At 72.5% G+C, this 26102-nt stretch carries 25 protein-coding genes; 9 read left to right on the forward strand and 16 right to left on the reverse strand.

What is annotated here, in order from left to right; all coding sequences use genetic code 11:
* Positions 1 to 5 precede the first annotated feature (5 nt).
* The 3 genes from ACGFIO_RS07130 to ACGFIO_RS07140 all read right to left on the reverse strand — a co-directional run bounded on the left by ACGFIO_RS07130 (position 6) and on the right by ACGFIO_RS07140 (position 3335).
* Positions 6 to 1088 (reverse strand): glycosyltransferase, encoded by a 1083-nt coding sequence (locus ACGFIO_RS07130; RefSeq protein ID WP_392823173.1) that lies wholly within the window; start codon positions 1086 to 1088, stop codon positions 6 to 8.
* Positions 1085 to 2245 (reverse strand): glycosyltransferase, encoded by a 1161-nt coding sequence (locus ACGFIO_RS07135; protein WP_392823176.1) that lies wholly within the window; start codon positions 2243 to 2245, stop codon positions 1085 to 1087. The genes ACGFIO_RS07130 and ACGFIO_RS07135 overlap by 4 nt, the downstream gene beginning before the upstream one ends.
* Before the next feature lie 88 nt (positions 2246 to 2333).
* The gene (locus tag ACGFIO_RS07140) at positions 2334 to 3335 is read right to left on the reverse strand and encodes a glycosyltransferase family 4 protein (protein WP_392823179.1); all 1002 of its coding nucleotides are present in this window, start codon (positions 3333 to 3335) and stop codon (positions 2334 to 2336) included.
* Between the two features lie 97 nt (positions 3336 to 3432).
* Here ACGFIO_RS07140 and ACGFIO_RS07145 point away from each other — a divergent pair, with 97 nt between their 5' ends.
* Positions 3433 to 5103, forward strand: a complete 1671-nt coding sequence (locus ACGFIO_RS07145) for an alpha-glucosidase (protein WP_392823182.1) — start codon at positions 3433 to 3435, stop codon at positions 5101 to 5103.
* Here ACGFIO_RS07145 and ACGFIO_RS07150 read toward each other — a convergent pair.
* Positions 5093 to 5239, reverse strand: coding sequence for a hypothetical protein (locus tag ACGFIO_RS07150; RefSeq protein ID WP_364316694.1), 147 nt, complete (start codon positions 5237 to 5239; stop codon positions 5093 to 5095). The genes ACGFIO_RS07145 and ACGFIO_RS07150 overlap by 11 nt on opposite strands.
* A 118-nt stretch (positions 5240 to 5357) precedes the next feature.
* On the opposite strand from ACGFIO_RS07150, the gene ACGFIO_RS07155 reads away from it, so the two are divergent.
* Positions 5358 to 6230, forward strand: coding sequence for an alpha/beta fold hydrolase (locus ACGFIO_RS07155; protein ID WP_392823184.1), 873 nt, complete (start codon positions 5358 to 5360; stop codon positions 6228 to 6230).
* On the opposite strand, the gene ACGFIO_RS07160 is transcribed toward ACGFIO_RS07155, so the two are convergent.
* From ACGFIO_RS07160 to ACGFIO_RS07175, 4 genes are read right to left on the reverse strand one after another with little or no spacing between them, the layout of a single operon-like run.
* The gene (locus ACGFIO_RS07160; RefSeq protein ID WP_392823187.1) at positions 6227 to 6412 is read right to left on the reverse strand and encodes an antitoxin; all 186 of its coding nucleotides are present in this window, start codon (positions 6410 to 6412) and stop codon (positions 6227 to 6229) included. The two genes, ACGFIO_RS07155 and ACGFIO_RS07160, sit on opposite strands and share 4 nt — an antisense overlap.
* A gap of 29 nt (positions 6413 to 6441) precedes the next feature.
* Positions 6442 to 7059, reverse strand: a complete 618-nt coding sequence (locus tag ACGFIO_RS07165) for a DUF3618 domain-containing protein (protein ID WP_392823190.1) — start codon at positions 7057 to 7059, stop codon at positions 6442 to 6444.
* Positions 7035 to 7451: a phage holin family protein gene (locus tag ACGFIO_RS07170; protein ID WP_392823192.1), complete on the reverse strand. Its 417-nt coding sequence runs from the start codon at positions 7449 to 7451 to the stop codon at positions 7035 to 7037. Before ACGFIO_RS07170 ends, ACGFIO_RS07165 begins: the two co-directional genes overlap by 25 nt.
* The gene (locus ACGFIO_RS07175) at positions 7448 to 8182 is read right to left on the reverse strand and encodes a hypothetical protein (protein ID WP_392823194.1); all 735 of its coding nucleotides are present in this window, start codon (positions 8180 to 8182) and stop codon (positions 7448 to 7450) included. Before ACGFIO_RS07175 ends, ACGFIO_RS07170 begins: the two co-directional genes overlap by 4 nt.
* 191 nt (positions 8183 to 8373) lie before the next feature.
* On the opposite strand from ACGFIO_RS07175, the gene ACGFIO_RS07180 reads away from it, so the two are divergent.
* From ACGFIO_RS07180 to ACGFIO_RS07195, 4 genes are all read left to right on the forward strand, one after another.
* Positions 8374 to 9210 (forward strand): SDR family oxidoreductase, encoded by an 837-nt coding sequence (locus ACGFIO_RS07180; protein WP_392823195.1) that lies wholly within the window; start codon positions 8374 to 8376, stop codon positions 9208 to 9210.
* A gap of 190 nt (positions 9211 to 9400) precedes the next feature.
* Positions 9401 to 9607 (forward strand): DUF5999 family protein, encoded by a 207-nt coding sequence (locus ACGFIO_RS07185; RefSeq protein ID WP_392823198.1) that lies wholly within the window; start codon positions 9401 to 9403, stop codon positions 9605 to 9607.
* Positions 9608 to 9653: 46 nt separating this feature from the next.
* The gene (locus tag ACGFIO_RS07190) at positions 9654 to 11990 is read left to right on the forward strand and encodes an ATP-binding protein (protein WP_392823199.1); all 2337 of its coding nucleotides are present in this window, start codon (positions 9654 to 9656) and stop codon (positions 11988 to 11990) included.
* 53 nt (positions 11991 to 12043) lie between these two features.
* Positions 12044 to 12409 carry a VOC family protein gene (locus tag ACGFIO_RS07195; RefSeq protein WP_392823201.1) on the forward strand — a complete coding sequence of 122 codons (366 nt, stop codon included), beginning with the start codon at positions 12044 to 12046 and terminating at the stop codon, positions 12407 to 12409.
* Here ACGFIO_RS07195 and ACGFIO_RS07200 read toward each other — a convergent pair.
* From ACGFIO_RS07200 to ACGFIO_RS07235, 8 genes are all read right to left on the reverse strand, one after another.
* Positions 12399 to 13598, reverse strand: coding sequence for an RNA polymerase sigma factor (locus ACGFIO_RS07200; RefSeq protein WP_392823204.1), 1200 nt, complete (start codon positions 13596 to 13598; stop codon positions 12399 to 12401). The two genes, ACGFIO_RS07195 and ACGFIO_RS07200, sit on opposite strands and share 11 nt — an antisense overlap.
* 121 nt (positions 13599 to 13719) lie before the next feature.
* Entirely contained in the window at positions 13720 to 14076 is a 357-nt protein-coding gene (locus ACGFIO_RS07205; RefSeq protein ID WP_392823206.1) for a YciI family protein, read from the reverse strand.
* A gap of 267 nt (positions 14077 to 14343) precedes the next feature.
* A complete protein-coding gene (locus ACGFIO_RS07210; RefSeq protein ID WP_392823208.1) occupies positions 14344 to 14757 on the reverse strand; it encodes a DUF6069 family protein in 414 nt (137 codons plus the stop codon).
* 201 nt (positions 14758 to 14958) lie between these two features.
* On the reverse strand, positions 14959 to 15714 hold the full coding sequence (locus ACGFIO_RS07215; RefSeq protein WP_392823211.1) for a cellulose binding domain-containing protein: 756 nt from the start codon (positions 15712 to 15714) through the stop codon (positions 14959 to 14961).
* Between the two features lie 17 nt (positions 15715 to 15731).
* Positions 15732 to 16097, reverse strand: a complete 366-nt coding sequence (locus ACGFIO_RS07220; protein ID WP_392823213.1) for a DUF742 domain-containing protein — start codon at positions 16095 to 16097, stop codon at positions 15732 to 15734.
* Positions 16094 to 17713 carry a nitrate- and nitrite sensing domain-containing protein gene (locus tag ACGFIO_RS07225; RefSeq protein ID WP_392823216.1) on the reverse strand — a complete coding sequence of 540 codons (1620 nt, stop codon included), beginning with the start codon at positions 17711 to 17713 and terminating at the stop codon, positions 16094 to 16096. The genes ACGFIO_RS07220 and ACGFIO_RS07225 overlap by 4 nt, the downstream gene beginning before the upstream one ends.
* Before the next feature lie 181 nt (positions 17714 to 17894).
* Positions 17895 to 20441, reverse strand: a complete 2547-nt coding sequence (locus ACGFIO_RS07230) for a LuxR C-terminal-related transcriptional regulator (RefSeq protein ID WP_392823219.1) — start codon at positions 20439 to 20441, stop codon at positions 17895 to 17897.
* Positions 20438 to 21484 carry a hypothetical protein gene (locus tag ACGFIO_RS07235; protein ID WP_392823222.1) on the reverse strand — a complete coding sequence of 349 codons (1047 nt, stop codon included), beginning with the start codon at positions 21482 to 21484 and terminating at the stop codon, positions 20438 to 20440. The genes ACGFIO_RS07230 and ACGFIO_RS07235 overlap by 4 nt, the downstream gene beginning before the upstream one ends.
* A gap of 195 nt (positions 21485 to 21679) precedes the next feature.
* Here ACGFIO_RS07235 and ACGFIO_RS07240 point away from each other — a divergent pair, with 195 nt between their 5' ends.
* From ACGFIO_RS07240 to ACGFIO_RS07250, 3 genes are all read left to right on the forward strand, one after another.
* Positions 21680 to 22603, forward strand: a complete 924-nt coding sequence (locus ACGFIO_RS07240) for an IniB N-terminal domain-containing protein (protein WP_392823224.1) — start codon at positions 21680 to 21682, stop codon at positions 22601 to 22603.
* Positions 22604 to 22668: 65 nt separating this feature from the next.
* Entirely contained in the window at positions 22669 to 24633 is a 1965-nt protein-coding gene (locus ACGFIO_RS07245) for a GTP-binding protein (protein ID WP_392823227.1), read from the forward strand.
* Entirely contained in the window at positions 24630 to 26102 is a 1473-nt protein-coding gene (locus ACGFIO_RS07250) for a hypothetical protein (RefSeq protein WP_392823230.1), read from the forward strand. Before ACGFIO_RS07245 ends, ACGFIO_RS07250 begins: the two co-directional genes overlap by 4 nt.

Consider the following 26102-nt stretch of genomic DNA (forward strand, 5'->3'; position numbering starts at 1 on the left):
TGCGGTCATGCTAATCCGCCTGAGGGTCGGGTGGCGCTCCTGCGGACGGCCAGAGCGCGGGCGTGCTGAAGGGTGGACAGCAGGGCCAGGGTCGATTCGGCCCCCTGGTTCAGATTAGGACCATCCGGGGTCAATCCGTCATAACCTCCACCGGTTTGGGGGTCGTACATCACCGTGCCGGTGTCGTTGTCGCCCAGAAACCATGCGATCGCCTGGAACAGCCGGCTGTCCCAGCCCTCGTCGCCGGTCACCGCCGAGGCGGTGGCGCAGGCGTCGGCGGTCGCCGCGACCTCGATCGCCTGCTGGTCGAACCGATGCTTGGGTACGCCGGGCCGCCAGCCGCCGACCGGAACCACCGACAGGTGCCCGTCGTTGTCCTGCTCGGCGCACAGCCAGGCGAGCATGCGCAGACCCTCGGTCAGCAGGTGCTCGTCGCCGAGCAGGTCCCCGGCCGCGATCACCACCTCGGCCAGCGCCGGGTTGGCGTAGGTCAGCTCCGGCTCGGGCCAGGCCCACTCCCCGCGCGCCGGCACGCCGATCACGGTGGCCGCGTCGGCCAGCAGGGCGGCGGCCTCGGTCCGGCGCGGGTCGGCCCGCAGCACCTCGGCCGCGCCCAGCCCGGCGAAGGCCATCGCCCGCGACCACGGCGACCGCTGCCGGACCCCGATCAGGAAGGCTGCCATCGCCTCGCGGCGGATCCACGGCACCGTGCTGCGGGCGGCGGCCGTGCCCAGGCCCCACAGCGCGCGGCCCCACCAGTCCCCGGTGGACGGTTCGTCGATCCAGCGCCGGTCGTAGCCGAACCGGTTGCGGCACCGGCCGTCGAGGCCCAGGGCGTGCGTGCAGAAGGCCAGGTAACGCTCGGCCAGCGTGACCACGGCACCGGTGGGCTGCCGCTCCCGGCAGGCCACGAGCAGGCCGCGGGCCACGTCGTCGACACAGTAGCCGTGTTCGCGCCGGGGTGTGGCGTTGCGGGCGTGTTCGAGCAGGCCGACGTCGTCGGACAGCCGGGCGATCTGGGCCCAGCTGGGTGCGGGCGCGTCGGTGAGCCGGGGAGGCGGCGGAACCAGCCGCAGAGTCTGTGTCATGCCGGGACACTCGCCGCCGCAGCGGCGGGGGTGCGCGTGGTCAGCAGTTTGGCCGCCAGGGCCTGGTAACGGGCGGCGACCGCGGGCCAGCGCAGCGTCGGGCCGCCGGCCAGCCCGGTCAGCCGGCTGGTGACATCCGGATCGGCCAGCAGCCGCCGGACCGCCGCCGCCATCGCCGCCGGATCCTGGTGCGGCACCAGCAGTCCCGGACCGTCGGCGAGCAGCTCGACGGCGTGCGGGAACTCGGTCGCCACCACCGGCACTCCGGCCCCGACGGCCTCGATCAGCACGCCCGAGGTGACCTGCTCGGTCGAATCGTAGGGCAACACGACCACGTCGGCCGACCGGATCAGCGCGCTCAGCTCGGCCTGGTCGAGGTACTTGTCCTCCCAGCGCACGACGGCGGCCACGCCGAGGTCGGCGGCGAGCTTCTTGAGCCCGTCGCGGTAGACGTCGCCGCTGTGTTCCAGAACCTTGGGATGGGTACGCCCGGCCACGGTGTACTGCGGGCGCGGTTCGTCCAGCTCGGCCAGTGCCCGCAGCGCCCACTCGATGCCCTTGCCCGGCCCGAGCAGTCCCCAGGTCAGCAGGTGCGGCACCTCGGTGCGGCCGCGCACTCCGGTGCTGGGACTGTTGGTGCTGTGGCTGTTGGCGCCGTGCGGGATCACCGAGATCTTGCGCGGGTCGACCTGGTAGCACTCGGCCAGCCGGCGGCGGGCGGTGTCGGTCATCGTGACCACCGCGTCGGCCACCGCCACGATGCGTTCCAGCACCACGCGTTGCATCGCGTCGGGGTTGGCCAGCACCGTGTGCAGCACCACGATCTTGGGCTTCTTCAACGCCCGCAGCAGCGGCAGCACCTCGTCACCGGCGTCACCGGGATAGATGCCGTACTCGTGCTGCACGATGACCACGTCGTAACGGTTCAGCGCGTTGGCCGCCGCGGCCCAGCCGCCGGGCTGGTCGGTCGGCCACGTGTGCACCACCCGGGGCGCCGCCTTGTCCACCGCGAGCCCGCCCTGGTCGTCGCCGGCCACCAGCCGCACCACGCCGTTACCCAGGTGACCGTTCAGATGGGTGGCGAGGGCCGCATTGAACGTCGCCAAACCGCATTGGGTCGGCGGATAGGTGCTGAGAAAGCCGTAGGACGCGGGCATGACGGGCCCTTTCTGGACTCGAGGCTGCCTCCCCGCAGCAGAATTTGTGTCCGATTTGAGCTGATTTTCAGCGTACCAAAATAGTTTGTTAGCGGATTACTTTTCGATAAACGCGCAGGTAATCGTCGACCATGCGATCAGCACCGAAACGCTCCCGCGCCCGCACCCGGCATCCGCCCCGGTCAATCGCCTCGATCCCGTTCACCGCGGCCACCGCCTCGTCCACCCCGCCCACCAGCCGTCCCGTGACACCCTCGTCGACCACCTCGGGCATCGACCCCAGCGGGTACGCGACCACCGGCGTCCCGCAGGCCATCGACTCCACCACCGACAGCCCGAACGGCTCGGCGAACGCGATCGGATGCAGCAGCGCGGCACTGCCGCCGAGGATCCGCCCGCGGTCGGACGGCCCGACCGACCCCAGGTAGACCACCTGCTCACCGTCGATGTGCGGCTCGACCAGCTCCCGGAAGTACGCCTCGTCGTGCACGATCCCGCACAGCGTCAGCCTGCGGCCGGAGCGCCGGGCGATCTCGATCGCCGCGTGCGTGCCCTTGTCCGGATGGATCCGGCCGAAGCAGACCAGCCCGTCGCCACCGTCCGGGTCGAACGGCAGCGCCTCCAGGTCCACGCCGTGATAGACGGTGGCCACGTAGTCCAGGTCGGGCGAACGGTCGCTGTCCGAGATGGAGACGTACGAGCTCTCCGCCTTGCGGTAGGCGGGCAGGATGTGGCTGCCCGAGAAGCCGTGGATCGTGGTGATCATCGGGGCGGCGCAGTGCTGCGAGAAGGCCAGCGGCAGCCAGTCCAGGTGGTTGTGGACCAGGTCGAAGGAACCCGACCGGCGCAGCGCGTGGGCCACGTGCATGGCCTCCCAGACGCGGCCGTCCAGGTCGTCGCTCTCGGCGTACCCGGAGGGGCAGACACCGTCCAGGGTGGCCTTGGTGTGCGAGTCCAGGGTGGCGAACAGCGTCACGTCGACCCCGCGGGCGGCCAGGCCCTCGGCGAGCAGGCTGGTGATCAGCTCCCACGGGCCGTAGTGCAGCGGCGGCGTACGCCACGCGATCGGCCCGAGCAGGGCAATCTTCATCTCGCCTCCCTAAGCGGCTTAAAACACCCAGCCAGTATGTGACGCCACGATCTTGTTACGAGGGGCTTTCGCCGACTTGCTGTGTTATCGAAGAGGCATGACGTGGTGGAAGAACGCGGTCGTTTACCAGATCTATCCGCGCAGCTTCGCGGACTCCGACGGCGACGGCATGGGTGACCTGCGCGGGATCATCCAGCATCTGGACTACCTGGCCGGGCTGGGCGTGGACGTGCTGTGGCTGTCCCCGATCTATCCGTCGCCACAGGACGACAACGGCTACGACATCAGCGACTACCAGGACATCGACCCGCTCTTCGGCACCCTGACCGACTTCGACGAGCTGCTGGCCGGGGTGCACGAGCGCGGCATGAAACTGGTCATGGACCTGGTGGTCAACCACAGCTCGGACGAGCACGCCTGGTTCCGCGACCCGGCCAAACGGGACTGGTACTGGTGGCGGCCGGCCCGCGAAGGCATGGAACCCGGGACGCCCGGGGCCGAACCCAACAACTGGGGCTCGGTCTTCGGCGGCTCGGCCTGGGAGTACGACCCGGCCTCGGGCGAGTACTACCTGCACATCTTCAGCCGCAAGCAGCCCGACCTGAACTGGGAGAACCCGGCCGTCCGGGAAGCCGTGTACGAGATGATGCGCTGGTGGCTCGACCGGGGCGTGGACGGGTTCCGGATGGACGTCATCGACCACATCTCCAAGGACCCGGCGCTGCCCGACGCCGAGGTGTCGGTCGGATCGTCGTACGCCAACGGGGCCCCGCACTACCTGAACGGGCCGCGCAACCACGAGTTCCTGCACGAGATGCACGAGAGGGTGTTCGCCGGACGGGACTCGCTGCTGACCGTCGGTGAGACGCCCGGGGCCACCGTCGAGGAGGCCAAGCTCTACACCGACCCGGCCCGGCGCGAGGTCGACATGGTGTTCCAGTTCGACCACGTGTGGATCGACCGCGGTGCGGACCCGTGGCGGCTAGTACCCTTCGAGCTCACCAAGCTGAAGGCGATCTTCGGGCGGTGGCAGGCCGGGCTGGCCGAGGTGGGCTGGAACAGCCTCTACTGGAACAACCACGACCAGCCGCGGGTGGTGTCCCGCTTCGGCGACGACGGCGCCTTCCGGGTCGAGTCGGCCAAGATGCTCGGCACGATCCTGCACCTGCACCGCGGCACGCCCTACGTCTACCAGGGCGAAGAGATCGGCATGACCAACGCGCCGTGGGACAGCATCGCCGACTTCCGGGACATCGAGGCCATCGGTGGGTACGCGCAGGCGGTCGAGAAGGAGGGCCGGTCGCCGGAGGACGTGCTGACGGTGCTGCGGGCGCGGGGGCGGGACAACGCGCGTACCCCGATGCAGTGGGATTCCTCGCCGCAGGCGGGCTTCACCACGGGCACGCCCTGGCTCCGGGTCAACCCCAACCACACGAAGGTCAACGCCGCGCTGGCCGTGGCCGACAAGGACTCGGTCTACCACCACTACCGGAAGCTGATCGAACTGCGGCACACCGAACCGGCCGTGGTCGAGGGCGACTTCACCATGCTGGTCCCCCACGACGAGCAGGTGTACGCCTTCACCCGGCGCACGTCGGCCACCGAGCTGCTCGTGGCCGGCAACTTCGGCGGCACACCGGCCGCCCTGCCCGACCTGACCGGCTGGGACGGGGCCGAGCTAGTGCTCAACAACACCGCCCAGCCACCGTCCGACGGCATCCTCGGCCCGTGGCAGGCCGTGGTCTATCGGCGCGCCGTCAGCCGGTGATCGTGTCCCAGCTGTACCCGAGCAACGCGAAGGCGGCGCCGAGCAGCGCCAGGGACACGCCCCGGGTGCCGATGGGCAGCGCGGCGAGCACCAGCAGAATGACCGCGATCAGGTAAAAGACGCCTTGAATGGCCATGGAGACTCCTCGATCGGTGGGGTAGCGGCGCGTCAATACCCCACCGTCGAGGAGTGCCAAACCCCGCCCGGCCGCTGTGATCGCCCACCACGATTCCCGGGCGTCTAGGGTTTGCGGTATGGCAATCGTGGAGCTTGCGGACGGGCGGTCGCTGGAGTACTTCGTGGCCGGGCCCGAGGGTGGGACGCCACTGGTGTTGCACTCGGGGACGCCGTCGGCGGCGGTGATCTTCGAGCCGCTGGCCGCGGCGGTCGGGCGGCACGGGTTGCGGCTGGTGGTGTACAGCCGGCCGGGGTATGCCGGGTCGACTCCGCAGCCGGGGCGGACCGTGGCGTCGGCCGCGGCGGATGTCGCGGCGGTGCTGGACGAGGTGGGGGCCGAGCGGTTCTACGCGGTGGGGTGGTCGGGTGGCGGGCCGCACGCACTCGCCTGTGCCGCCCTCCTGCCGGGGCGTTGCCTCGCCGCCGCCTCGATCGCCGGAGTCGCGCCGTACACCGCGGACGGGCTCGACTGGGCCGCGGGCATGGGGCCGGAGAACGTCGAGGAGTTCGGCGCGGCGGTGCGAGGGACCGAGGCGCTGACGCCCTACCTGGAGGCGCAGGAGGCGGAACTCGCGGCGGTGCGGGGCGAGCAGGTGGCCGCGGCGCTGGGTGGGCTGGTCTCGGAGGTGGACCAGGCCGCCCTCACGGGGGAGTACGCGGACTACGTGGCCGAGTCGTTCCGGGCCGCCGTCTCCACCGGGATCGCGGGGTGGCTGGACGACGATCTGGCGTTCGTGCAGGAATGGGGATTCGACCTCGAGGGGGCCGCGGCGCCGGTGTCGATCTGGCAGGGCGGCGAGGACCGGATGGTTCCGTACGCGCACGGCGAATGGCTGGCCGCGCGGGTGCCCCAGGCCGCGGTGCATCTGCATCCGGGCGAGGGGCACCTGTCACTGATGTTCAACCACCTCGACGACATCGTCACCGAGCTGATCGCGCGGGGCGGCTAGCTGCCCGGCTGGGTGTCGCCGGCGCCGGTGCGCTGCTGAGCCGCGTCGACGCCCTTGTCGATCTGGTCCGAGTGCTTGGTGCCGGTGCGCTGGTCGACCTGGTCGCCGGCCTTCTCGAGGCCCTGATCGACCTGCTCGTCGTGCTTGTCGGCGAAGTCCTTGGCCTTGTCCGCGAAACCCATGTGAATCCCTTCCTGAAACTACTGGCTGCTCACTGCTGTGCGGCCTGCTTGGTCTGCCGGGCGGCGTCCTGCGCGGACGACTGCGCCTGGCTCTTGGTGGTCTGCGCCGCATCCTGGGCGGTCTCCTTGAGCTGGGCGGCGGCGTCCTGGGCGGTGCCCTTGAGGTCGTCACCGAGCTCGCTGGCGGCATCCTTGACCCGGTCGGTCAGCTCGCCCGAATTGTCGCGGATCTGCTGACCGGCACGCTGTTCGGCGTCGGTGACCGGGATCAGCGTGGCGGCCAGCAGCCCGACACCGAAGGCGATGACGCCCGCGGCGATCGGGTTGCCCTGGGCCTGCTGGGCCACGGCGTGGGGCGCGTTGCGTACCGCCTCGGTGGCCGTTCCCGCCGCGTCCTTGACCGAATCGGCGGCCGACCCAGCGGTGTCCTTGACCGATCCGGCCTTTTCCTTGACCGATCCGGCCGCCGAACCGGCGCTGTCGCGGGTCGTGTCGGTCACGCCCATCACCTTCTCCCGTACGGTGGTCCATCGGCGCCGCGCGATCTGCCGTGGGCTCGCCTTCTCGGCCAGCAGGTCCACGTCCCGGGTGAGCTGGCCACGGGTGCCCTCGATGTCCCGCCTCAGCCGGTCGGGTTCTTCAGCCATTGCGCATCCTCCTTGATCGTGTCGACCGTGCGTCGCGGAACCGGATCAACGGTCTTGAGTCGTTTGCGGCCGTTGGCGTACAGGACGCCGCCGACGATGGCCCACAGCGCGGCCACGATGAGCGCCGCCCAGCCCGGGTCGATGACGTTGGACAACCCGAAGACCAGGGCGAAGCTGAGCAGTACGACGGCCAGGTAGCCGGCGAACGCGGCACCGCCGAGCATGCCGCCCGCCTTGCCGGCCTTGGTGGCCTCCTGCCGGATCTCCGTCTTGGCCAGCTCCACCTCTTGGCGGAACAGCTGCGACAGGTCGTTGCTGATGTTTCCGATCAGTTCACCGATCGACACGTCGGCCGGGTCCGGGCGGGTGGTGTCGGGGTAGGGCGCGCTCACAGCGGGCCGCCCGGGCGGGTGGTTGTCGGCGGCACGATGACCTCGGGGGTCCCGGTGCCGGTGGCGGCGTACTCGGTGGCGATGCCCTCGCCGTAAGAGGTGGGCGGGGTGGCGACCGGGGGCGCCTCGTGGGAGACGTAGGCGTCGGACGCGGGTTTGGGCGTGCCGGCCGAACCGTCGGCCTTGGCCACGCTCTTGCCCAGCCGGCCGACGACGAATCCGGCGGCCAGCGCGGTCGCCAGGAACGCGCCGGGGCGACGCCGGGCGAAGTCCTGCACCTCGCGCAGCACGCCGTCCGGGCCGTGCCGGTCCAGGTAGTCGGCGACCTGGCGGCCGCCCTCGGCGACCCGGGACACCACCGCGGCGGCGGGGCCGTCGGCACGGTCGCCGCGCATCTCGTCGAGCTGGTCGGCGGTCTGCCGGATGGTGCCGACGAGCTTGTCGTTCTGGCTGCGCGCCTGCTCGCCGACCCGGTCACGGACGTCCGAGGCGAGGTTGCGGGCCTGCGTACCGGCCTCGTGGAGGACACGCTGGGTCTGCTCCTGGGCGGTCTCCTTGACCTCGCCGGCGGCGTGGGCGGCGGACTGCGTGCCCTCGTGGGCGACCTGCTTGGCCCGGTCGCCGGCGGACGGGGAGCCGCCGGTCGAGGATGAGGGGTCGGCATAGGACCCGGATGCGGCGTACGGATCCGGCGGCGCGTCGAGACGGGCGCCGGGCGGGACGTCACTCATGGTGCCCCTCCAGGGGAATCGAAGTGCTGTGACGCACGTCGGCTACCCGGCCGCGGTCGGCGCATTCCCGATGTGCCAAGGATTTAATGCGTCGTTCGGGTACGAATGACCAGGGCTTTTCCGGGTACGGGCCGGCCCCGGGGCACCACCGACTCACTTACGACATCTGGTTTCGGAAGAGGATTGACGGCATGAGCGTGATCGTGGTTTCGGGGGCGACCGGACGGCTGGGTGGGCGGGTCGCGCGGGCGCTGTCCGAGCGGGGTGTGGAACAGCGCCTGCTGGTACGCGACGCGGCGCGGGCGCCCCGGCTGGAGAGAGCTCAGGTCGCCGTGGCCGATTACGCCGACCGGGAGGCCGTGCGGCGGGCGCTGGACGGGGCTGAGACCGTACTCATGGTGTCGGCGGCCGAGAGTGCCGACCGGATGGACCACCACCGGGCCTTCATCGACGCGGCCGCCGACGCCGGCGTGGGGCACGTCGTCTACACGTCGTTCTACAACGCGGCGGCGGACGCGACCTTCACGCTGGCCCGGGACCACTGGGCGACCGAGGAATACCTGCGGGCGAAGGGCCTGACCCGCACCAGCCTGCGCGACAACCTGTACGCGGACTTCCTGCCGATGTTGGTCGGCGACGACGGGGTGATCCGCGGACCCGGTGGCGACGGCCGGGTGTCCGTGGTGGCTCAGGACGACATCGTCGACGCCGCGGTCGCGGTACTGGTTGATCCGGCGGGCCACGCGGGGCGGGTCTACGACCTGACCGGGCCCGAGGAGTTGTCGTTCGCTGAGATGGCCGCGGTGATCACCCGGGTGACGGGACGCGCGGTGCGGTTCCACGACGAGACCCTGGACGAGGCGTACGCGTCCCGCGCGGGCTACGGCGCCCCGGGCTGGCAGGTGGACGCGTGGGTGAGCACCTACACCGCGGTGGCGGCGGGCGAGCTGGCCGGCGTATCGGCGGATGTCGAAATACTCACCGGGCGCCCGGCCACGTCGCTCGAAGCCGTCCTGAAATCGACGTGATCAATTATCCGACAGTTACCTTGCGCTGATCCCAAAGGCGACTCTTGAGAAGAATCTTCAAATCTGGGGTTACGCGGAGTAATGATCAGTGGGAGACTGAGCGTCACCGGAAATCGGGTAGCGCGTAGGTATTTCACCCGTGTCCACTGGAGAGCGCGCGGCCCATAGTGGTAGCCGGAAAGGAGTGATCATGTGCGAGCACCTGCCGCCCTGCCCCCAGGCGGCCGAGCCCGGCCACGATGCGGCCCGGGTCGTGGCTGCTCACCCTGAGCAGGGCTGGAGCCTGCTGTGTAACGGTGTGGTGACCTTCGATGACACCGGCGAGCTGATGCCGGACGGTAGTTCCGTGGCACCGCACCCACCCAAGATCAAACTAACGAGCGCCGTACCCGCGTGATTCCAGCCATCCCGGACGGGGTGCGCACCCACTAACGTGCTCTCCTATGAGCACTGCCACGACCGCGCGTGGTTCCCTCGGCAACCTGCCCGCCGAGGTGACCAGTTTCGTCGGCCGTCGGCAGGAGGTCACCGGGATCCGCCGGCTCCTCTCCACCAGCCGCCTGGTCACGCTGACCGGCGGCGGCGGGGTCGGCAAGACCCGCCTCGCGCAACGCGTCGGCGCCGAGATGCGCCGGGCCTTCCCGGACGGCGTCTGGTTCGTCGAGCTGGCCGAGTTGCGCGACCCCGACCTGGTGGCCGTGACCGTCGCCGAGGCCCTCGGCATCCGCGAGGAATCGATCAGCGCCGACGCCCCCGGTCTGGCCGAGTTCCTGTCCGACCAGCAGGCCCTGATCATCCTGGACAACTGCGAGCAGCTGGTCGCCGCCTGCGCCGACCTGGCCGCGCTGCTGCTACGCACCTGCCCGGAGGTGCGCATCCTGGCCACCAGCAGGCAGGCGCTGCGGGTGGCGGGCGAGGCGACGCTGGCCGTGCAACCGCTCTCCGTCCCCGACCCGGAAGTGCCCGCCACCCCGGCCGAACTGGCCCGGAACGAGTCGGCCAGCCTGCTGGTCGAGCGGGCCACGGCCGTGCTACCGGACTTCGCGGTGACCGAGGAAAATTCGGCCACCGTCGCCCGGCTGTGCCAGGCGCTGGAGGGTCTGCCCCTGGCGATCGAGCTCGCGGTGGCCCGGCTGCGGGTGCTGTCGCTCGATCAGATCCTGGAACGCCTCACCGACCGTTACCGGCTGCTGACGAGTGGAACACGGAACGCACCCGCGCGGCAGCAGACGCTGCGTGCCCTGATCGACTGGAGCTGGGACCTCTGCTCGGACGCGGAGCGCACCCTCTGGGCCCGGGTCTCGGTCTTCTCCGGCGGGCTCGAACTCGACGCCGCCGAGCACATCTGCGCCGACGACCAGCTGCCGGCCGAACAGATCCTCGACCTGATCGCCTCGCTGGTCGACAAGTCGGTGCTCAACCGGATCGGCGACGGGCCCCGGGCGCGGTACCGGATGCTCGAGGTGGTCCGCGAGTACGGCGCACTGCACCTGGCCGAGGCGGGCGAGGTCGACCAGATCGCCCAGCGCCACCTCGACTGGTTCGCCAAGCTGGCCACCTACGGCGACCGCAACTGGGTCAGCCCGCACCAGGCCGCCGTCATGCAGCGGCTCAAGGACGAGAAGGCCAACCTGCGGGTCGCCCTCGAGTACGCGGTCTCGCACCAGCTCACCAACGTCGCCTGCCGGCTCGCCGCCGACCTGGAGAACCACTGGTTCGTCCGCGGCTTCCTCTCCGAGGGGCGGCACTGGCTGGAACGGGCGCTGGCCCTGCCGCCGCAGAAGCACTGGACCCGGGTCAAAGCGCTGCGGGTGGACGCGTTCATCGCCACCGTGCAGAACGACTACGTCCGGGGCGAACGCCTGCTGGACGAGGCGCGCACCCTGGTGCGGGAGTTGCCGCCGTCCATCGAGCTGGCCTACGTGCCGCTGATGGAGGGCCAGATCGCCATGTTCAGCGGCGACCACGCGCGGGCCCTGGAACTGTTCGGGCGCTCGCTGGTCACCTTCGAAGAGTTCGGCGCGACCAGCGGGGTGATGTGGACGCTGTCGTGCCTGGGCCTCATCAAGGGACTCTCCGGAAAACCCTCCGACGGGTACGCCGACCTGCTGGCCTGCCGCGACCTCAGCACCGAGAGCGGCGAGGTGTGGTGGCGCTCGTTCGCGCTGTGGGCGTTGAGCGTGCTGCGCTGGCTGGACGGCGACAACGCGGGCGCGGCGGCCGCGGCCAAGGAGGGTCTCGAGGTCCGCAACCTGGTCGAGGACGAGCAGTTCGGGGTCGGCCTGTCGCTCGAGTCGCTGGCCTGGGTGGCCGGGGTCGAGCGGCGGGACCAGCGGGCGGCCCGGCTGCTCGGCGCCTCGCAGCGGCTGTGGCACGCCATGCACACGTCGCTGGCGTCGTTCCGCCGGCTCGGCGACTTCCACGATCAGATCGTGTCGGACGTGCGTACCCGGATGGGTGGTCGCTCCTTCGACGTGCAGTTCCAGCGGGGCCTGACGATGAGCGCGGCCGACGCGGTGGCGTTCGCTCTGGAGCGTACGGTCGCACCCGCCCCGCGGCCCGCCGCCGAGGAACCGGCCGGGCTGACCAACCTGACCAAACGCGAACGCGAGGTGGCCGCCCTGATCGCCGAGGGGCTGAGCAACCGCGACATCGCCGCGCGGCTGGTGGTCGCCCAGCGCACCGCCGAGGGCCATGTGGAAAACATCCTCAGCAAGCTCGGCTTCACGTCCCGCGCCCAGGTGGCCGGCTGGCTGGCGGCGCAATCCTCCGAATCCTGACGTTCCCTGTCAGCTTCTCGTAGCAGTCTGTCTCTCGACAGAAGGGATCTGACATGTCTGGATTCGCCAAGCTGGCGATGCTCAACCTCGACGCCGAGGACCCGGCGCGGCTGGCCGAGTTCTACGGCAAAGTGCTGGGCTGGGAGGTTCTGCACAGCGCGGACGAGTACGCGATGATCGGCGACGGCTCGGTCAGCATCGGCTGGGGCAAGGTGCCCGGCCATTCGGCCCCCGGCTGGCCCGACGAGGCCACGCCCAAGCGCTACCACCTCGACCTCTACGTCGAGGACCTGGACAAGGCCGAGACGGCGGCGCTGGAACTGGGCGCGACCAGGCCGGACACCCAGCCACAGCCCGGCCGGTGGCGGGTGCTGCTCGACCCCGGCGGCCAACCGTTCGACCTCTGCCTCAAGAGCTAGCTTTTTTACTCTCCAGGAACGCGCGCTCGGTGTCGTTGCCGGCCAGGCTGATCGCCGCGTCGTACTCCGCGCGCGCCTCCTCGGTGCGGCCCAGGCGGGCCAGCAGGTCCGCCCGGGTCGCCGGGAGCAGGTGGTAGCCCGGCAGGTCGATGCCCTCCAGCGCGGCCAGCGCCATCGCCGGCCCGTGCACCTCGGCCACCGCCACCGCCCGGTTCAGCGCCACCACCGGTGTCGGGGTCACGACCAGCAGCTGGTCATAGAGGGCCAGCACCTGGGGCCAGTCGGTGGCCGGCCCGTCGGTGTGCACGGCGTTGATCGCGGCCTGGATCTGGTACGGGCCCGGCTGGTTGCGCCGCAGGCATCGGCGGACCAGCGCGTGCCCCTCGGCGATCAGCTCCCCGTTCCAGAGCGACCGGTCCTGCTCGGCCAGCGTCACCAGCTCGCCGTTCCGGCCGACCCGAGCCGGCCGCCGCGCCTCGATCAGCACCAGCAGCGCGAGCAGGCCGAGCACCTCCGGTTCGTCCGGCATCAGCGCGGCGAGCTCGCGGGCCAGGCGTACCGCCTCCACGCACAGGTCGGTCCGCACCAGCGTGCCCGTGGTCGACGCGTACCCCTCATTGAAAATCAGGTAGAGCACGGTCAGCACCGGCTTGAGCCGCGCCGGCAGTTCCGCCGCACCCGGCACCCGATAGGGGATGCCGGCGTCGCGGATCTTCTTCTTGGCGCGCACGATGCGCTGGGCGATCGTTGCTTCGGGTACGAGGTACGCCCGCGCGATCTCCGGCACCTCCAGCCCACCCAGCAGCCGCAGCGTGAGTGCCGTCTGCGCGAGCGGTGCCAGCGCCGGGTGGCAGCAGGTGAAGATCAGCCGCAGTTCGTCGTCGCGCACCGGACCCACCTCCCGGGGTTCGTCGGCCTGGTTGAGCAGCATGGCCTGGGCGTGCCGGGCCTCGCGGGTGGACTCCCGCCGCAGCCGGTCGATGGCCCGGTTGCGGGCGGTGGTCACGATCCACGCCCCCGGATTCGGCGGCGTCGTCTCCCACTTGGTCAGCGCCTGCGCGAACGCGTCCTGCACGGCCTCCTCGGCGAGGCTGATGTCACCGAGGAGGCGGGTCAGCGTGGCGACGCAGCGGCCGTATTCCGCGCGATAGATGCCGTCCAGGGCCGTCCTTTCGTCCGCGCTCGGCATTCCCTGGGCCGCCCTTCCGTCCGCACTCCGCATTCCCCTAGCCGCCCTTCCACCCGCGCTCGGCATTCCCTGGCCGCCCTTCCGTCCATGCTCGGCGTTTTGTGGTCGGTCGGCACCGGGCTCAGGCCTCGGGCTCGTCCTCGAACGGCCGCACCTCGATCGGCCCGCGGCACGCCTCGGCGCACTTCTCCGCCCAGGCCAGCGCCTCGTCCAGGTCGGCGCACCGCAGCACCCAGAACCCGCCGATGGTTTCCTTGGTCTCCGCGTACGGCCCGTCGGTCATCGTGGTGGCCCCGTCGACCACCCGCACGACGGTGGCGCTGTCCGGTCCGAGCATCCCGCCCCCGAACACCCACACGCCGGCCTTCTGAATCTCCTGATTGACCCGTTCCACGTCGGCGTACATCGTCTGCATCTGATCCTCGGGCGGCAGCGGTGCGCTGTAGTCGAACTGCACGGCCAGCATGTACTGCTTCATGATCGTTTCTCCCTCTGCGGTTCTGGGGTTTCCCAGGTGGATCTCGGGCTTCTTGTTGAGTTGGAGCTCGCTGTCACTCGGGCGGCCGCCGCGGGTTGCTCAGTTGTCGCCGCTTGTTGCTCGTGTGCTGCCGCCGGTTGCTCGTGCGGCCTCCACCGGTTCCTCTGGGAGCACCGCCGACCGCTCCGGGGCGCCGCCGGCCGCTCCAGGGCCGCCGCCAGTTGCTCAGGGGCCGCCGCCAGTTGCTCAGGGGCCGCCGCCAGTTGCTCAGGCGGCCAAGCGGCGGGCGACGACCGGGATGACGATGGCCGCGGCCACCAGGTGGGTGACCATCAGCAGCACCTTGGTACCAGAAGCGGCGTCGGCCAGAACGTCCGGCACGAGCGACAGCGCGGTCAGCACCACGGTGGTCCGCACGAACGCGACCCGCGGCCGCCGGGCGAACCGGGCCAGCCCCGCCGCGAGCACCAGCCCGGCCACCGAGAAGATCGCCGTCAGCGTGGCGAACCCGGTGACCGGAATCGGCGCCCCGGCCACATCGAGGCTGATCCCGGCGGCGTGCCCGGCCGCCGCGATGGCCGATGTGGCCACGCTCGCACCGAGGGCGGCCAGCAGCCCATGCCCGAGCATCCGGCGAATCGAGGCGGCCGGGGCGACGGAACGGGTAACAGTGGTGGTCATCGCAATCTCCCGATGGCGCGGCGACCGGCCCTGTGCCGGTCTTTCACCAGGGCTACGAACTCCCCCGCCCCCAATCGACACCCGGCCCAACTTTTATTTTCCCGCCCGCCAGAGCGTCGTGACCGCGCTGCCTGGCCAACCCAGCCAGCCCCGCGGCCAGCGGGAGCCCTCCTTGAAGGGCCGGGAACGCCCAAGGAGGGGTCAGGAGCAGGGGTTGTTGTCGATCTGGCAGCCGGCGGGAGCACCGTTGAGCAAGGTGGCGCCGCGGACGTCGAAGCCGATCGTGACCGACTTGCCCGCCGGGACGCGGGACGTGGTCTTGTCGGGCGTGAAAGTCCAGGTCGAGCCGGACTGGCTGGCGGTCGCCCCGGAGACCGCGGCCACCGCCAGGGTCGGGCGGGGCAGGGTCACGACCAGGTGCCAGCCGTCGCGGGCCTTGCTGCCGGGGTTGGTCACGGTGGCTGTCACGCGGTAGCCGAGCAGGCCGACCAGCAGGGACGACGTTCCGTAGTGGGCGGTCAAGGGCGGGGCGCCGGCCTGCGACGACGGCGGGCGGCCGGCACCACCGGGCAGTGTGAAAGCGGGGCCGGACGCCGTCGGGGACGTCGAGGTGACCGACGGGAGGGGCGGCATCGACGGGTTGGCGAGGTGTTCGGGGGTGTCCGTCGGGGACTGGACGACGACCGTGCCGGGCGGGGGTGACGGCGGGCCGGGCAGACCGGCGGCGGCCTCCGGATGCAGTGGGGTCGTCTCGGGCGTACGGACCAGGGCGGTGATCAGCATGGCCGTGCCGGCCATGGCGGCGGCCACCCCTATGGCCAGCAGGGAGCGCCACAGGCGGGAGCGGGCCGAGAGCGGGGTACGCACGCGCGGCTGCGGGGTCGGACCGGCCTGCAGGCGGGTGCCGAGACTGAGCAGCGCGTCGAGGACGACGACCGTGATCGTACGGCGGGCCATGAGTTGCCTCCGGATCCTCAGAGCGAGCGCAGCCCGGCGAGCAACTGCTGCAGGACATCGGGGGACGAGTCGCCGTCCTGGGACGGGCGCCGGACGATTATCAGGCCGGCGTCGGTGAGGCCGCCGAGCAGGCCGCGCATCTCGCCGATCGGCAGGTCGAGGCTGGCGGCGATCTCGGACAGGGACACCGGGCGGCTGGACAGCCGCAGGATCGCCGACTCGGTCGAGGACAGGCCGGCCGGCACGACTTCGTCCGGGATGCGGCTGACCAGCGCGTTCAGCTCCAGGTCGTCGCCGACGACGGTGCGCCCGCCGATCCGGGCGTAGCGGCGGACCAGCGGGCCGCTCTCCTCGTCGTACCAGGTCTCGGTCCAGAGCGTCATGACAAGGTCACCATCTCCCCGGTCGGCTCGTCGAGGACGGCCTCGGCGGCGAGCAGCTCGGCCGGCACCGTGACCGAGGCCAGCAGTCCGCCACCGGGTGCGTTGTGCAGCTGGATGCCGATGCCGAGCTGGTCGGCGAACCGGCCGGCCGAATACAGGCCCCACCACGTGCCGCCGGGCCGGGGCGCCGGGTCGGTCAGCACGGCGTGTGCGGTGGCCAGGTCGTCGTCGGTCATCCCGGGTCCGACGTCGGCGATGGTGATCTCGTAGCCGGCGGGCGCGCGTTCGCCGGAGACCCGGACCCGGGTCTGGGCCGGCGCGAAGGTGGTGGCGTTCTCGATGAGCTCGGCCAGCAGGTGCATGGTGCCGGTGACGGCCTCACCGGCCAGGTGCACCGGCTCGATGCGGGAGGTGGACACCCGCTCGTACTCGGGCACCTCGGACGCGGCGGCGCGGACGACGTCGGCCAGCGCGACCGGGCGCCTCCAGCGGCGGCCGGGCAGGTCGCCGCCGAGCATGACGGCCTTCTCGAGGTTGCGGCGCATCCGGTTGGCGAGGTGGTCGGCCCGGAACAGGTCGCCGAGCCGCTCGTCGTCGGTCTCGTGCCGGGCCAGCCCGTCGAGCTGGCGCAGCAGCCGGTGCACGAGGCTCTGGTTGCGGCGTTCGAGGTCGCGGAAGAGGGCGTCCAGGCCGCCGGTAGGCGGGGACTCGCCGGCGGTCGGCGCGGTCCGCACACCGGCCGGGCCCGGCTCGCGGCGGGAACCGCGTCGGGCCAGCATCAGCACGGCCACGAAGGCGATCAGGCCGCCTCCCGCGATCAGCGCGGCCCAGGTCACCAGGGCAACCGCGTACGGCGTACCCGTCAATCTGCGGTTCTGCTCGGCACTTGTCTCGCGTTCCCACAGCGCGCTGTTGACCTGGTTGAACGCGGCCGACCAGCCGTCCGGCACCGCGCCCGGGCGAAGGATCAGCGTGTCTTCCATGGTGCGCAGCCGGGACTCGCCGGGAACGGTGGTGCCGGTGCCGGCGAGCAGGGTGCGGCGGGCGCCGGCCAGCTCGGCCAGCCGGGCGCGGTCGTCGTCGGCCATCCGGGCGGTGCCGGCCACGGTCGCCAGCAGCGCGTCCTCCTCGGACAGGAGCTCGCGGGACCGGCTCAGCGCTCCACGTCCGTCGCCGGTGCTTTCGATGATCCGGGTGTACGCGGCCAGCACGTCGTGGCGGTCCATGCGCGCGCCGTCGACCGCCGCGCGGATCGCACCGAGCCCGCTCATCCGTTGCACCAGCGCGTCCGCTTCGCGGGTGGTGCCGGTCTCTCGGAGCCGGTCGAGCAGCCCGTCGCCGGCCTCGCGGAGCAGCCGCCCGGCCTGGTCGGTGCGGGTCCGCTGGGCCGCGAGCCCGGCCGGGGACGCACTCTTCCCCGGCCGGGCGGTCTCGGCCACCGACAGCCGGCGTTCCGCCTCGAGGGCCAGGACGGCCCGCCCGAGCAACGGTTCGAGCCGGTCGGCGGAGGCGCGGTCAGACATCACCCAGACCGCGGCTCCCACAGCGGGCACGGCCGCCGCCACCCACAGCACCGCGAGCAACGCCACCACGGCCCGCCAGCGCCCGCGACTCACGACCGCCTCCCCGACGCACCCAGCACCCGGCCAGTACGAGCCCGTCCGCCGACCGAGCGCGCGACCGGCCCGACCCCAGCACCACCGCCGACCGGCCCGAACCCAGCGCCACCGCGGGTCGAGCGCGAGGGCAGCCCGGCGAGAGCGCCGCAGCCGGATAAGCGCGCGGCGCGGGCGCGGATCACGGCCGGGTCCCGGGTGGCGGGGTGGATGCCGGCTCGGCCGCGCCGCCGATCAGGGAGCGCAGGCGGGCGAGCAGTTCCTGGCGGTCGGTGCAGCCCAGGCGCTGGCGGATTCGGGCCATGTGATGCTCCACGGTCTTGGCCGAGAGGTAGAGGCGCTCGGCCACCTGCTTGTAGGTGAGTCCCTCGAGGACCAGGGCGGCGACCTCGTGCTCGCGCTCGCTGAGCAGGTGCTGCCCGGCGTCGGCGGCCCGGGTGCGGGTGCCGGCGCCGCCGGAGTCGGGAGTGCCGCGGACCTCGGTGGGCGCCTGGAGCGTACGCGCGCAGTCGAGCAGCACGGTCATCGCCTTGCGGTCGGGCGTGCGGATCGCGGCCTGCCCGGCCAGCCGGGTCGCGTCCCAGGTGAGGCCGAGGGCGCCGAGCCGGCGAGCCGCCTCGATCACCGGGTCCGGTTCGATCCGCCCGGTCATCACCTGCTGCCAGGCCGCGCCCGCGGCGGCGACGGCTGCGGCGTACGGGCTGAAGTCGCGATTGCGGTCGAGCGCCTCGGCATGCCGCTCGACCGACGCGTGGTCCTCGGCCAGGATCGCCGCGTGCAGCCGGCTCCAGTGCAGGGGCGTGCTCCACAGCGCCGGGTCGCCGAGCGATGTCAGCAGCTGGTCGGCCTGGTCGAGGTGGTCGGCGACCCGCTGCTGCTCGCCCAGCCGGGCCGCGGCCACGGTCAGCTCGGCCAGGGGCAGCAGCCCGAACAGGTCGACCGGCTGGCCGATCAGGGCCTGGCAGGCGTCGGGCCAGCTGGCCCGGAGGGCGACCAGATCGCTGTTGCGACGGGCCAGGCCGGCCCGGAGCGCAGCGCCGAGGAGGACGTCGCGGCCGTGCTGCCCGGCCGGGGCGTCGCCGGCCACCAGCGCCGGCACGTGCTGTTCGGCGGCGACGGGCCGGCCGCGCAGCATGAGGATCCAGGCCTGGAGCAGGCGGTGCCGGGGTTGCAGCAGGGCGCCGCCGGTGCCGGAGCGGACCGCGCGGGCCAGCAGCGTGTCGGCGGTGTCGAGCTCGGCGCCCTGGACGGCGATGATCGCGCCGAGGGCGGCGGGGCTGTCGGCCAGCAGCACCCCGGGGCCGGCCGGTTCGATCAGGGCCGACGCCTGGACCAGCGCGGACAGGGCGGCGGTGGGCGAGGCGGTGACCGAGTCGTGCACGCCCCGGGCCATCAGCGAGGCGGTGGCGCTCAGCGAGGTCGGCGGTTCGCCGGTGGCGCCGCCGGGTGCGGTGCGCTGCTCGGCCTCGGCCAGGCGGCCGGTGGCGATCAGCCCGATGGCGCCGAAGCCGGGGGCGGCGCCGTGCCGGGACCAGTCGTACAGGGCCACGGCCTGGGCCGGCTGACCGCGGTGGGTGAGCACGACGGCGGACACGTACGCCGCCTCGGACCGTTGCTCGGCCGTGCCCGCCACCAGGGCCTGGTCGGCCAGCCGGGACGCCTGGTCGAGGTCGCCGGAGAGTGCCGTGGCCAGCGCGCGCCGGGCCGCCGTGGTGCGGCCCGCGCCGGCCGCCGCCGCGAACAGCCGCGCCGCCAGCGCCGGGTCGTCGCCGAGGGCTTCCTCGCCGGCCGCCTCGTAGACCGGACCGAGGTCGTTGCCGGCCGCGCCGGGGACCAGGCCGGCGCCGGACGAGCTGCCGAGCAGCGGCCGCACCAGGGGCAGCACAGGGCCGCCGCGGGCCAGCTGCGACGCCGCCAGCCGCTGCCGCACGTCGATCCGCTGGGCCAGGGTGCCGAGCGCGGCTATGGCCAGCCGGGCCAGCGGGACCAGGGTGCCGTCGGCGGCCAGCATGCCGGTGGCCCGGCCGGCGTCGACCAGGTCGGCGACCCGCCCGGCGTCCTGCCCGAGCAGCGACGCGATCAGGTCGTAGGACAGGCCGGCGCCGGCCTCCACGGCCAGCAGCAGGGTGCGCAGGTCGGCCGGCAGGTCGTCGAGGTCGGCGGCGAAGGGTGCGAGGGCGGTTGCGGGAACGCGTGGCGGCAGCGCGGGATCTGCCGCACTCAGGCCGGCCGCCACGCGTTCCACGTATCGGGGTATGCCCTGGGTCTGCGCCGCCACGAAGCTCGCCAGCTCCGCGGTGGGCACCAGGGCCCGGATCTGTTCGGGGGTGAGCGCGGTCAGGGTGACCGGCGGGTGCGCCCGGCGCAGCGAGTCGAGCAGGCGCAGCAGCGGCGCCGGTCGGGGCCAGGGGCGGTGGGCCACGACGAGGCGGGCGTCGGGGCGTTCGGCGTACGCGCAGAGCTCGTCCAGCCGTGCCTCGTCGAGCTGGTGGGCGTCGTCGACCAGCAGCAGCTCGGCGTCGGCGAGCGGGCGCCAGGGTGCCGCCACGCTCAGGCCGGCCCGGCGACCGGCCTCGTCGAGCTGGTGGAGCAGGGTGGTCTTGCCGTACCCGCCGGGGGCGACGACGGCGACCCGTAGCGGTGCGTGTGGGTCGGCCACCAGCCGGGACAGCAGGTCGAGACCGGAGGCGCTGAGCATCCGCGGGTCGGTCAGCACGGGCGCGCTCATGACGCCTCCGCCCGCACCGGGCCGACCCGGACCGCTGGGCGCGGTGGTCGTTCCGGGAGCACGCGGACGCCGCCGGCCTGTTCCGGCCAGGACGGGGTGGCGCCGACGACTGCGGGAGCCGCGGCGGCCGGCGGCTCCTGCGGTGACGGGGGCGGCACGGTGCGCGACTGGGGCCGGCCGGCCAGGGCCGCGCCGCCGGCCACGGTCAGCTGGGGGTCGTGGTCGACCAGCACCGGGACGGCGAAGGCGGCGCCGAGGAGTTCGGTCACGACCGGGAGTACGGGTGCGGAGCCCCCGGCGATCAGCACCGCGGCCAACTCGGCCGGCACTCCCCCGCAGCCGCGGACGGTGTGCTCGGCCAGGTCCACGGTGGACCGCAGGACGGCGCGCATGTGCTCGGGGGTCACGTCGTCCAGCTCGTACCCGCTGATCTCGTCGAGCTCGGCGCTGCCGAGCAGCTCGAGCCGGCCGGGGCCGTGCGGCAGGACCACCGACACCTCGACGCCGGCCTCGCCGAGGCGGTAGACCAGGAGCATCCCACCGGAGGGGGCGACCCGGCCGGCGACCTGGAAGCTCTCGACCACGGCGCGGGCCCGGGTCACCAGCAGCGTGCCGGCCAGGTCGGCCTCGGTGAGAGCGGCGTGCACCAGGCGTAGCCGGCCCGGGCCCCAGCCGGTCGGGCAGGCCAGCGCGACCCGTTCGGGCGGCTCGTCGAGAAGCTCCCAGGCCTGGTTGACGACCCAGCGGGCCATGGCCGCGACCAGGCCGTGGGCCGGGTAGTAGGCCTGGCCGACGAGCATCGGGAGGCTGTCGCCGACGCGGGCCAGATAACCACTCACCGCGGCCGAGGTGTCACGGTGCGCCTCGGCCGGCGCCACGGCGCCTTCCGGCGTCGTCGCCAGGGCCGACGGCACCGTGCGGGAGCGGACGCCCAGCGACACCGGCTCCCACAGCGGGCCACGCGCGTCGCGGGCCGCGGCCGGCCGGGCGACGGCGGCCTTCGTGGTGCCGGAACCGATGTCGATCCCCAGGAGGTAGGGCACGTCAGCCTCTCTTCTCGGCCGAATTGGGACACCCTTTCGTACCAGAAGAAGCAGCCCGGACCGCCCCCATGAAATCGGGCCCCCGATCCCCTAATCCCCTAACCGGAACCGCGTCGCCGAGTACCGTACGCCGTCCGCAGTTAGGGGGCTCGGCCCCGATGCCCGGACCTTCCCCCCGACCGTACGGTTTCCACGGTGCCGATCACCGGTGCCTCGTGGCCCACCAATGTGGAGGAAATCTCGATGGACGCGTCGCCGACGTTGCATGACTTCGTGCTCAACCTGCTCTACGACACCGCTGCCCGGCAGGCCTTCGAACTCGACCCGGAGGCGACGCTGCAGCACGCGGGCCTCGGCGACGTCACCGCGGTCGACGTGCAGCAGGTCATCCCGATGGTGGTCGACTACGCGCCGGTCGCGGGCGTGACCGACATCGCCGGCGTCGACGACATCACCACCGGGGTCGCCAACCTCGACGTCGCCGGTGCGGTCGCCCAGCTCCAGGCGATCACCTCGCACGCCGCCCTGGCCCCGGCCCAGGGTGTCGTCCAGGACCTCAACCTCACGGTCTCGGGCGTGCACACCACCGTCGTCGGCGTGGCCGGCGAGGACCTGCTGTCCGGCTCGGTGCTGTCCGGCGGCGCGCTGAACCTGGACGGTATCGGCTCGGTCACCACCGGTACTGTGGCCGATCTCTCCGTCGACCACGACCCGGCCCTCGACCTCGACTCGGGCGTCGCGGTGCAGGGCACGGTCAACACGGTCGTCCCGGGCGCCGGCGACCTGCTCCCCGAGACCGACCTGCGGCCGATCGAGACCCTGGACAACGTCACCCACGTCGTCAACGTGCCGGCCACGGTCGACCTCGGCCACTCCACGGGCCTTGACGTCTCGGGCGTTGAGGGGGCAACCTCTTCGGTCGTGTCGTCTGTGGTCAAGACGGACCTCACCGACGATGTGACGCACAGCGTGCACAGCACCGTCACGGGCACGGTCCACGGCACCGTCGACACGGTGCACGGCGTCACCGGCAACCTGCTGGGCGGCCACCAGGCCGACACGGACACCGACAGCACGCACGGCGGCGCCCTCGGCGGCCTCACCGACCTGCACCTGTAGGACGGAAGAAGCCCGACCGGCGGACGGAGAGCGGCAGTACAGCCGGAAGGGCAGGATTGGCGAGGATGGTTAGCTGGGAGGCCGGACCCACGGCGTATGCGGGTCCGACCTCCCTCATCCCGCTGAACCGGGCGTTGCCCGACCCGCTGCGGGCGGCTGACGCCCCGCTGACCTGGCTCGACGTCATGGACGCGACCATCCGCTCGTGCTCCGCGCACGGTCGCACGGAGATTGCGAACTGGCTCACCCGCCGCCGCACCCGCATGCTCGAACCGCAACTACGGGTGATGGTGGCCGGTGCCGCCAAGCAGGGCAAGAGCCAGCTTATCAACGCGTTGATCAACGCAACCGTGTGCGGCGTGCCGGAACACGGCGGAACCACGGTGCCCGCGGTCGTCCGGCACGCCGACGCACCGGTGGCCGAGCTGATCCGGCGCGACTCTCTCAACGCCGACTGGACCGCCGACGCCGGGCTGCGCGACCGCATCCCGCTCGCGCTGGAACGACTCGACACGGCGGTCACGCAGACCGCGGCGAGCCTCCCGGCGGCCACCCCGCTGCACGCCGACATCGGCGTTCCCCGCGCTCTGCTGGCCGGCGGCCTGGTGCTGATCGACACGCCCCCGTTGAGCGGGCTGCCCGGCAGCGGCACGGACGCGGTGGCCGAGGCCCGCGACCTGACCACCGGGGCCGGCGCCGACCTGGTGCTGTTCACCTGCGAGGCCGGTCGCGACCTGAGCGACGCCGAGCTCACCGTGCTGACCGATCTGACCCGCTTGTTCCCCACCGTGACGGTGGTGCTGACCAAGGCCGACTACACGCCGGACTGGCGGCAGCAGCTGGCCCGCAGCAAAGAGGTGCTGAGCGGCGCCGGGGTGCCCGCGACGGTGGCGGCGGTGTCCGCGTCGCTGCGGCTGCACGCGGTCAAGGCCGGCGATCCGGCGCTGAACACCGAGTCCGGCTTCCCCGACCTGATCAATCACCTGCAGCGGCTGCTCGCCGCCAAACCGGACCAGCTGGCCCGGGCCACGGCGGCGGTGCTCAGCCGGACGGTGCTGGAACGGCTGGCCAAGCCGCTGCACGCACAGCTCACCACCGACCAGGCGACCGAGGCGACCGAGGCGGTGGCCCGGCTGCACGCCACCCAGCGCCGGCTCGACGACCTGCGCAAGTGCTCGGCCCGCTGGCAGAACCGGCTCGCCGACGAGGTCGGTGACCTGATGTCGGACATCGAGCACGACCTGCGGGAACGCACCCGGGCGGTGCTGTCCGAGACGGACGAGTTCTTCGCCACGGCCGATCCGGCGAAGGCCTGGGACGAGTTCGAGCCGTGGCTGCGCGAGTCGCTCGAGGAGCTGACCCGGACCAGCCTGACCTGGCTGGTGGAGCGGGCCGAGTGGATGGCCCGCAAGGTCGCCGACGAGTTCCCACCCGACGCCGGCGACGTGCTGCCGGCCCAGATGTTCCAGATGCCGGCCGGCTTCGGCGACTCCACCACGGGGCTGGACGCGCCGCCGGTGGCCACGTTCAGTCCCGGCCAGAAACTGTTCATCGGGCTCCGCGGCTCGTACGGCGGCGTGATCATGTTCGGCCTGGTCACCAGCCTCACCGGCATGTCGCTGATCAACCCGATCTCGATCGGCGGCGGCGCGCTGTTCGGCGGCAAGAGCATCCGCGACGAGAGCAAGGCGCTGCTCAAGCGCCGTCAGGCCGAGGCCCGGACAGCGGTGCAAAGGCACGTCGACGAGATCTTCGTACGCCTGACCAAGGACGCCCGCGATTCGGTCCGCCGGATCCAGCGCTCGCTGCGTGACCACTTCACCGCGGTGACCGAGGACCTACAGGAAGCGGTCATGGAGTCGCTGCGCAGCGCCAAGTCCGCGGCCGACCGTGAGGTCGCCGCGCGTGAGCAGCGCACCCGCGGCCTCCAGCACGAGCTGGCCCAGCTGTCGGCGTTGTCGCAGCAGGCCCGGGCTCTGCAGGCCGGTCCGAAGCGGCCGGCGATCCCGCGGCAGCGCAGCGCGTCGTGATCGACGACGAGGACCTCGAGCAGCGCGTGCAGCGCCTGCTCAGCCAGGCGATGCACGCCTACCGCGGCAACGGCCGGGCCGGCTCGCTGCTCGAGGAGGCCTCGGTCCGGCTGGCCGAGCCGCTGCGCCTGGCCGTCGCCGGCCCGCCCGGCACCGGCAAGTCGACACTGGTCAATGCCCTGATCGGCGACGATGTGGCCCCGGCGGTCCCGGCCGGCGGTGCGGTCACCTTCGCCTCCTATCAGGACGGTCCCGAGCCGCGGGCCTGGTGGTACGCCGACGGCCGCAACGTGCACGAGGTCGCGATGGTCCGCACCACACCCGGACTGCGGCTGAGCACCTCGTCGGGGGATGACGACCGTGCCGACGGGGTACGCCGGGCCGTGGTCGAGTGGCCCAGCCGCGCGCTGCGGCGGACCCGGATCGTCGACACCCTGGGCCGCCTGGCCGAGGGCGGCGGTGGCGCCGCCGCGCAGAGGGTCTTCCGTGAGGCCGACGCCGTCCTCTACCTGACCACCCACCTGGACGAGTCCGACCTGAATTTCCTCTGGGCGGGCCGGGGCCTGCGTGGCCCGTCGGTGTTCCCGGTGCACACGATCGTCGTCCTGGCCCGGTCCGACGCCACGTCCGGCGGCCGGGCCGACGCCATGATCACCGCCCGGCAGGTGGCCCGGCGCCGCCGCCGCGACCCCCGGGTCGGCGCCCTCTGCCAGGACGTGGTGGCCACGTCCCCGCTGATCGGGCAGGCCGCCCGCACGCTGCGCGAGGAGGAGTTCCGCGCGCTGTCCAACCTGGCGGCGTGGCCGCGGGGCGACCTCGACCCCTACCTTCTGTCGGCCGACCGGTTCACCTCGGCCGACGCCCGGCTGGGTGTGCCCGCGGAGCAACGCGACCACCTGCTGCGCCGGCTCGGCCTGGGCGGCGTCCGGCTGGCCGTCACGCTGGTCCGCACCGGGTGTTCCGGCCGGGGCGAGTTGTCCGAGCGCCTGCAGGAGTACAGCGGGCTCAAGGAGCTGCAGACCTCGGTGGCCGAGTTCTTCACGGCCCGGCGCGCCACTCTCAAGGCCCGGTCCACGCTGACCGTTCTCGATCAGCTGCTGCGGACCGAGCCGCCGCCCGGCCGGGGCGAGCACCTGGCCGAGATCGAGCTGCTGATGGCCGAGGTGCACCCGTTCCGCGAGCTGCGGTTGCTGTCGGCGCTGCGGGCCGGCCGGGTGGATCTGCCGCAGGAGACCGCAGCCGAGGCCCGGCGGCTGCTGGGCGGGGCCGGGACGAGTGTCGGCGAGCGGCTGGGCCTGCCGCCGGAGGCGTCACCGGACGACATCTGGTCCGAGGCGTACGCGGCGGCCGAACGCTGGCGCCGGCAGCGCCCGGGTGCCACCGCGGCCGAGCGCCGGGCGGCCGAGGTGGTGCTCCGCAGCTGCGACATGATCCTGGCCTGGATGACCGAGTCGGCCCACTTGCAGTAG

The organism is Actinoplanes sp. NPDC049265 (assembly GCF_043197135.1).
Classification (GTDB): domain Bacteria; phylum Actinomycetota; class Actinomycetes; order Mycobacteriales; family Micromonosporaceae; genus Actinoplanes.

What these genes read in the sequence shown, in the direction of transcription:
- ACGFIO_RS07160 (WP_392823187.1), bottom strand. Translation starts at nt 6,412, where the DNA reads ATGGGTTTCGCGGACAAGGCCAAGGACTTCGCCGACAAGCACGACGAG.
- ACGFIO_RS07190 (WP_392823199.1), top strand. Translation starts at nt 9,654, where the DNA reads ATGAGCACTGCCACGACCGCGCGTGGTTCCCTCGGCAACCTGCCCGCC.
- ACGFIO_RS07135 (WP_392823176.1), bottom strand. Translation starts at nt 2,245, where the DNA reads ATGCCCGCGTCCTACGGCTTTCTCAGCACCTATCCGCCGACCCAATGC.
- ACGFIO_RS07150 (WP_364316694.1), bottom strand. Translation starts at nt 5,239, where the DNA reads ATGGCCATTCAAGGCGTCTTTTACCTGATCGCGGTCATTCTGCTGGTG.
- ACGFIO_RS07145 (WP_392823182.1), top strand. Translation starts at nt 3,433, where the DNA reads ATGACGTGGTGGAAGAACGCGGTCGTTTACCAGATCTATCCGCGCAGC.
- ACGFIO_RS07210 (WP_392823208.1), bottom strand. Translation starts at nt 14,757, where the DNA reads ATGACCACCACTGTTACCCGTTCCGTCGCCCCGGCCGCCTCGATTCGC.
- ACGFIO_RS07245 (WP_392823227.1), top strand. Translation starts at nt 22,669, where the DNA reads ATGGTTAGCTGGGAGGCCGGACCCACGGCGTATGCGGGTCCGACCTCC.
- ACGFIO_RS07130 (WP_392823173.1), bottom strand. Translation starts at nt 1,088, where the DNA reads ATGACACAGACTCTGCGGCTGGTTCCGCCGCCTCCCCGGCTCACCGAC.
- ACGFIO_RS07165 (WP_392823190.1), bottom strand. Translation starts at nt 7,059, where the DNA reads ATGGCTGAAGAACCCGACCGGCTGAGGCGGGACATCGAGGGCACCCGT.
- ACGFIO_RS07200 (WP_392823204.1), bottom strand. Translation starts at nt 13,598, where the DNA reads ATGCCGAGCGCGGACGAAAGGACGGCCCTGGACGGCATCTATCGCGCG.
- ACGFIO_RS07205 (WP_392823206.1), bottom strand. Translation starts at nt 14,076, where the DNA reads ATGAAGCAGTACATGCTGGCCGTGCAGTTCGACTACAGCGCACCGCTG.
- ACGFIO_RS07140 (WP_392823179.1), bottom strand. Translation starts at nt 3,335, where the DNA reads ATGAAGATTGCCCTGCTCGGGCCGATCGCGTGGCGTACGCCGCCGCTG.
- ACGFIO_RS07220 (WP_392823213.1), bottom strand. Translation starts at nt 16,097, where the DNA reads ATGACGCTCTGGACCGAGACCTGGTACGACGAGGAGAGCGGCCCGCTG.
- ACGFIO_RS07215 (WP_392823211.1), bottom strand. Translation starts at nt 15,714, where the DNA reads ATGGCCCGCCGTACGATCACGGTCGTCGTCCTCGACGCGCTGCTCAGT.
- ACGFIO_RS07195 (WP_392823201.1), top strand. Translation starts at nt 12,044, where the DNA reads ATGTCTGGATTCGCCAAGCTGGCGATGCTCAACCTCGACGCCGAGGAC.
- ACGFIO_RS07155 (WP_392823184.1), top strand. Translation starts at nt 5,358, where the DNA reads ATGGCAATCGTGGAGCTTGCGGACGGGCGGTCGCTGGAGTACTTCGTG.
- ACGFIO_RS07230 (WP_392823219.1), bottom strand. Translation starts at nt 20,441, where the DNA reads ATGAGCGCGCCCGTGCTGACCGACCCGCGGATGCTCAGCGCCTCCGGT.
- ACGFIO_RS07185 (WP_392823198.1), top strand. Translation starts at nt 9,401, where the DNA reads ATGTGCGAGCACCTGCCGCCCTGCCCCCAGGCGGCCGAGCCCGGCCAC.
- ACGFIO_RS07175 (WP_392823194.1), bottom strand. Translation starts at nt 8,182, where the DNA reads ATGAGTGACGTCCCGCCCGGCGCCCGTCTCGACGCGCCGCCGGATCCG.
- ACGFIO_RS07180 (WP_392823195.1), top strand. Translation starts at nt 8,374, where the DNA reads ATGAGCGTGATCGTGGTTTCGGGGGCGACCGGACGGCTGGGTGGGCGG.